The organism is Nostoc sp. DedQUE04 (genome assembly GCF_034530995.1).
In the GTDB taxonomy this organism is placed as follows: domain Bacteria; phylum Cyanobacteriota; class Cyanobacteriia; order Cyanobacteriales; family Nostocaceae; genus Nostoc.
On sequence record NZ_JAVRCA010000075.1, the window covers coordinates 24,793 to 31,251 of the forward strand.

3 protein-coding genes are annotated in these 6,459 nt (G+C 43.9%); all 3 read right to left on the reverse strand.

The window, feature by feature from the left end; genetic code table 11:
* Positions 1–115: 115 nt before the first annotated feature.
* Complete coding sequence (locus tag RM049_RS33280; RefSeq protein ID WP_322707231.1) at positions 116–931, reverse strand: RNA methyltransferase; 816 nt, start codon at positions 929–931, stop codon at positions 116–118.
* Positions 932–1,190: 259 nt separating this feature from the next.
* Entirely contained in the window at positions 1,191–3,293 is a 2,103-nt protein-coding gene (locus tag RM049_RS33285; protein ID WP_322707232.1) for a hydantoinase/oxoprolinase family protein, read from the reverse strand.
* 237 nt (positions 3,294–3,530) lie between these two features.
* Positions 3,531–6,459, reverse strand: a 2,929-nt coding sequence (locus RM049_RS33290; protein WP_322707233.1) for a COR domain-containing protein, incomplete at its 5' end; no start/stop codon positions are given.

Below are 6,459 nucleotides of genomic sequence, written 5' to 3' on the forward strand. Positions count from 1 at the left end.
TTAATTTCTATTTGTTTAAATTCAATGAATTACTTAACATTTGCTGATGTAAGTTGAGTTAAGAAAAGTGCAACCCAACACAAAAATTGATTGATGTTGGGTGTCACTTCACACATTATGTTCTCGACCTATAAACCTCATACATTAAAAGGCTACCTGCTACAGCAAGATTGAGAGAGTCAACCGCACCTACCATCGGAATCCGAACAAGATGCTGGCATAAGTCTCGCTGTTCTGGGGTTAGACCTTGGCGCTCCTCGCCCAGGAAAAGAAGAGTAGAATTGGGATAATTAAACTGATGAAATTCAGACATCCCATCTGGTGAAGCACCAATAACAGGACAGTGGTGGTTCTGTACCCAGTTACGGAGCGCAGAAAAGCTTGTGCGTACAAACTTCTGGTTAAAGAGCGAACCCATAGATGCCCGAATAACATCGGGAGCAAAGGGATCTACGCTATCTTTGATAAAAATAAACCCAGCACCGCCAACGGCTTCTGATGTGCGAATCAAGGTTCCGAGGTTTCCTGGTGAGCGAACAGTTTCAACAGCCACCCAGCACAAATCAGGTTGTGGCGAGATATCACGCAGCTTGAACCAACGCTGACGAACAATTGCACCAACTCCAGAAGCACGTTCACTTTGAGAAATACGTCGAAACTGTTCGGGTGTAAGGCTGATGCAAGGAACACCAGAACGCCGAGATTGCCGAACTAGTTTCCGTGCTAAAGGTGCTGTGAGCAGTTTCTCACTAAACGCGATCGCTAAAATATCAAAACCGTTGTCAATTACCTTGACAAAGTTACGCACACCTTCGATATAGAATAATCCAGAGGCGTTACGATGTGCGCGGTCAAATTGGAGCCTTTTAACTTCGGTTAGCGTAGCCTCAACATCTAACCGTTCATGGCTGGAACTATTAACACCAGCCATCCTCCTTCAGCAGAGCTACTTGGCTCTCTAGATAAAAAACTTGAATTAGCATGAGACATTGCGGAAACTATACCGCAGACATCAACTTCACTGCGATCGATATTAGCACATATTTATTCTAAGTCAGGTGTATTTAACTTTCTATCTAGACAAAGCTGGCGGATTTCCAAAGGAAGAGAAGAAAAATTTAACATTGAAAATCTCCGAATAATTTACTGAAACTTAGTATTTTCGGTTAATGAAATTAAATCATAAATCTTTATATAATCTTTATAAGACGTTGCAAAATTAAATGATTACGTTCAGTTAATCTTGCTTCCCAGTTTGGTTCAACTACAATCGTGCTAATTTTTTCGATAATAATTGCAGGGCCATTAATACTATCTTCTGGTTGTAAATCTTCCCGTCGATAAATAGGAGCATTATGCCATCTATCAGCAGTAAACATCCTGACTGTCTCAACAGAGATAGGGGCTTCATCTAGAGAACGGGTACGAATAATTAAAGGTTCTTCGGGAGTATCCATTTTTTGAATTACTTCCACTGAAGCAGATTCTACAATTAAGCTTTTCTCTAATTGAATGAAACCATAGCGTGATTGATGCTCAACCTCAAAATCTTGCTGCATTACTACTACTTTATTGGCAAAATTAACGTTCAGTATAGAGTTAGTACCCTCATATTTTAAGTTAGCTTTTCGGATTACTTCTAATTGGCTATCTGTTTCATTTATTTCACTTCTAGCTTGAGTTTCTAAATATCTCATTAATTGCTCTAATTTAGGGATTAATGCTTGAGTTAAAGGTTGTTCAACTCCTCCTTCTCTAATTGCCCGCACATCAGCTAATCCCATTCCGTAAGCTGAGAGAACTCCAGCATAAGGATGTAAAAATATTTTTTTCATTCCCAAGGTATCGGCAATTAGACAAGCAACTTGCCCACCTGCACCGCCAAAACAACAAAGCACATATTGGCTGACATCATAACCGCGTTGCAGACTGATTTTTTTTATTGCATTCGCCATATTTTCCACTGCGATCGCCATAAATCCTGCGGCTACTTGTTCGGGAGTACAATTATTTAATGTAGCGGCTTGAATGTCTTGGGTTAATTGGGTAAATTTTTGAATAACAATATTTTTATCTAAAGGTAAATTACCATCAATGCCAAAAACTGAGGGAAAATATTGTGGGTGAATTTTACCTAACATTACATTGGCATCAGTAACCGTTAATGGCCCGCCACGTCGATAACAAGCAGGGCCAGGATTTGAACCAGCAGATTTAGGGCCGACACGATAACTAGAACCATCAAAAAAGAGAATTGAACCACCACCAGCAGCAATGGTATTAATTGCTAATACAGGAACTCGCATCCGTGCCCCAGCTATTTCTGAATCTAGTTGTCGTTCATACTCTCCTTTAAAGTGGGCAACATCTGTACTTGTCCCTCCCATATCAAAGGTAATAACTAACTCAAAACCTGCTCTTTTACTAGTTTGAACTGCACCGACAATACCGCCAGCCGGGCCGCTTAAAATACTATCCTTTCCTTGAAATTGTTCGGCTGCGACTAAACCGCCGTCAGATTTCATGAACATTAATTTTACTCCGGGTAGCTGACTCGCTACTTGGTTAACGTAGCGGCGCAGAATAGGAGTTAGATAAGCATCTACTACTGTTGTATCTCCCCGGCTAACCAACTTCATCAAAGGACTAACTCGATGAGATACGGAAATTTGAGTAAAGCCGATTTCTTGGGCAAGCTGGGCTATTTGTTGCTCGTGTTCGGGATAGCGATCGCTGTGCATAAAAACAATAGCACAACTCCGAATTCCTGTATGGTAAACTGCTTGTAGGTCACTTTTGACTTGTTCAATATTTATAGATATTAATTCATTTCCGTTAGCATCATAGCGTTCGTCTATCTCAATCACTTGTTCGTAAAGCATCGTTGGTAAAATTATCTGGCGCGCAAAGATGTTAGGACGGTTTTGGTAGCCAATTCGCAGCGCATCTTTAAATCCTTTGGTAATCAGAAGAACGACGCGATCGCCTTTCCTTTCTAATAGCGCATTTGTTGCTACGGTTGTCCCCATTTTTACAACTTCTATCGCTTCCGTAGGAATGGATTCGTTGCTAGCAATACCCATGATATCTCGAATACCTTGGATAGCTGCATCTTCATATTGTTCGGGATTTTCTGAAAGTAATTTGTAGACTACAATCCATTGCTGATTGGGCAGAGTTACAATTAAAAAACGTTCGGGATGTTTTGAAACTCCATCGATAATTGTTTGATTATCAGTAGCAGCAACAATATCTGTAAATGTACCACCACGGTCAGCAAAAACTTTCAACATTACTCTATTTCCTGTATAATCATCAAAAATTACGAAATAGCTCTAAGAAGATATTTGAAAAGTCGTGATTGATGTATCAAATATTTTTTACCCCTCCTTAACCCTCCCCGTATGTATTAGGGAGGGAACCGGATTTTTCTTGTTTCCCCCCTTTACAAGGGGGGACTAAGGGGGGTGACAACGCAATTAAAATCACAGTCAAACACTTTTCAAACATCCTCTAATATCCGTTGTCAATTAATATTCATCTACAAATTGAGGATGAACCCAGAGAAATTCACGGCGTTTGTTCTGCACCCGCACTAAACCACCAAAACTAGGATCTTTTTCTTTCAATAAGGCGTGTAATTCTCGCAAAATCGAGCCTTGAGCGCGGATTGCATCGCCTTCAAAGAACGAGGCATCGCTCTTGGACTTTCCAGCCAAAGCCATATCACTTCCCTTTAAAGTAGACTCGATGCTTTTCTGTCCTAAATCGAGTTGTTCTTCAATGGCTTTGTAGGTGGTATCATCCAGTATAAATTTAGTTGCCGAACCTGCCACAGGTAAGACTAGGCTTAGGGTTCCGGTCAAAATTCTGAGATAGGGGACTGCCTTAGTGAACCAGTCACGCGGCAAGTCTAATTCATAAACTCCCTTTTTCTTGTCGTTGGGATTTAAGGCTGGAAGTGGCTGACGTGCGTGTTCGCACCAGAGGGTGAGTTGAAACTTGGCACTAATCCATTTGGGGCGATCAAAAAATTTCGGATCGACAGGCTTAAAGCTAAACAGGCGCGGGCCGTCTTTTGCTTCATCGGTGAGCATCTGCATTAGTTCTGCAAACTGCTGATCGACCTGGCTTAAAATGGTACGTTGCTCTTGAGATAATACCTGAAAGCGTGCTTGATCTAGGCGATCGTACATAACCAAATCTTTGCGGATGACGTTTAGCTCGTCTTTCACAATGTATCGGAACTGCTCAATGCCAATTTCTTGGGATGGGGGTTGAGTAGTTGGCGCGTTATTCAGCAATTGATCGATGTTTTGCCATTCGCCACACCCGGAAATGGGACACGGGAACTCATGGCGATTTTTCTTTTTGCTTTCAATTAGTTTTTGTACCTCAAACAGTCCGTTTCCAGGAGCATTCATACCGCAAGTTTCAATACAGGGAACCATCACATTACAACGCAATCCTTCCCAGAAATTCTCGACTAGCCATTTAATCTCTTGCGTGAGATAGGACAAGAAACGTTCAGGATAAGCTGCTCGTACTGTGATTTTTACATCAGTGCTAACATACTCCAGCAATGCCCGACCGTTGTAGTCGTTGTCAAGCATTAAGCCGCGTTGCCAATGAATGCTGTTTTCGTAATTAGTCCGCCCCAGTGAGTATTTGTGCAATCGGACAATCAACTGGTAAAACAAACCTTCTGCTACTGCAAACTGTCCGCGACTATCCACAATGCGGCAGATTTGCACCTGTTGTCTGTCTCCCGCTTCCGGTTGCTCTCCCCAATTGGGCAATGGCTCTGGGCGTGTATCGGGAACAAGTTGAGCAATCAGGCTGGTATTGCTAGTTTCTGACGGAGCGAAAACCACTTTGTAGGATAGATCAAAGCGTTCCATCAGCCGCAGAAAGATTGGATGCAATTTTGAGGGGTAGCCTTCTTCGCCTGCAAATGGCGGATGGCTCCACAACTGGCCCAGATGCTGAAATTCCACTAAACCGTTGCGTTTGCGTGTTGTTTCATCATCCAGTACGAAGCTAATCGCCTTTGCCAGCCAGTCGGGTTTGAGGATGACGATATTGCGTAGTGTTGAATCGTTATGATAATGAATGAAATGCCCTAGTATATGGGAGATGCGAAGGAACAGTTCTGCTTGCTCCTCATCGATTCCCTCTTTAGCGCAGATGGCAATGACATCATTGTAGGGGAGATAGGCTTTGTCACTTGTCTGTAAGGTTTCCCGCACCCGTTGCCACTTTGCTGGAACGGAACGCCCCATTTCGGGAAGAGATGCAGCGACACGAGCAATAGTATCTTTTAATTCTGCAAGACCAGCGCAATCCGTCGTATCCTGGTTGGGTTTGCTGTCTACATGGAAGAAATCGATTACCGTATCTTTGCCGAATTGATCGAGAATTTCTTGTCTGTCAATGTCTGGTTGTCGCTGTCCGGGGCCGCCGTGGGTTGCAACTACTAACACCTTTGCATATGGTTCTCGATTTTTGATCAGCGTAATCCACTCTTTGACAAAGCCCTGCTGGGGGCCTTCCCGTGGCTTCCAGATAACAAGATACACGGCTGGCGCACTGAAAAACAACTGGTGCGTCGGTCGATAAACCCGTTGACCGCCAAAATCCCAGCCATTGAGTGATATCTCTGTACCACTGTCGGGATCGGTGATGATTACAGGTTTAATTTCAATTCCGTGAGTTGTGGGGCGACCATCCACCCATTCATCTCCCCGCAATGCACCCAACAGACAACTCTTGCCCACCTCACCCTCGCCAACTAGAATCAGTTTGGCTTCATTCAGAGTTATCTTTTCTTGTGCCTGTGCCAGCAGGTATTTTAAAACTGCTTCTGTGCCTTGTTTGTAAGCGGCTGCAAGGTCAGGGTTAAGAGGGTTGTTTTCGAGGTCAAGCAGTTCCAACTGGGTCAGAGATGCGATCGCTTCTGGCAGTTCGGTCAGTTGGTTGTTGCGGAGGTTAAGCTGTTGCAACCCAGTCAGGGATGCGATCGCCTCTGGCAATTCCGTCAGTTCATTACCGGAGAGGTCAAGCCATTGCAACTGAGTCAGGGATACGATTGCTTCTGGCATTTGGCCTAGTTGGTTGTTGTCCAGGTTAAGCACTTGCAACTGAGTCAGGGATGCGATCGCTTCTGGCAGTTGGCTCAGTTGGTTGTTGTCGAGGTCAAGCCGTTGCAACCTAGTCAGGGATGCGATTGCTTCTGGCAGTTGGCTCAGTTGGTTGTTGGGGAGGTTAAGCAGTTGCAACCCAGTCAGGGATGCGATTGCTTCTGGCAGTTGGCTCAGTTTGTTACCGGAAAGGTAAAGCAGTTGCAACCCAGTCAGGGATGCGATCGCTTCTGGCAGTTGGCTCAGTTGGTTGTTGGGGAGGTTAAGCAGTTGCAACCCAGTCAGGGATGCGATCGCTTCTGGCAGTTGGCTCAGTTGG

Bases quoted from the DNA above. Each gene is read 5' to 3' on its own strand.
- RM049_RS33280 (WP_322707231.1), bottom strand. From the start codon at position 931: ATGGCTGGTGTTAATAGTTCCAGCCATGAACGGTTAGATGTTGAGGCT.
- RM049_RS33285 (WP_322707232.1), bottom strand. From the start codon at position 3,293: ATGTTGAAAGTTTTTGCTGACCGTGGTGGTACATTTACAGATATTGTT.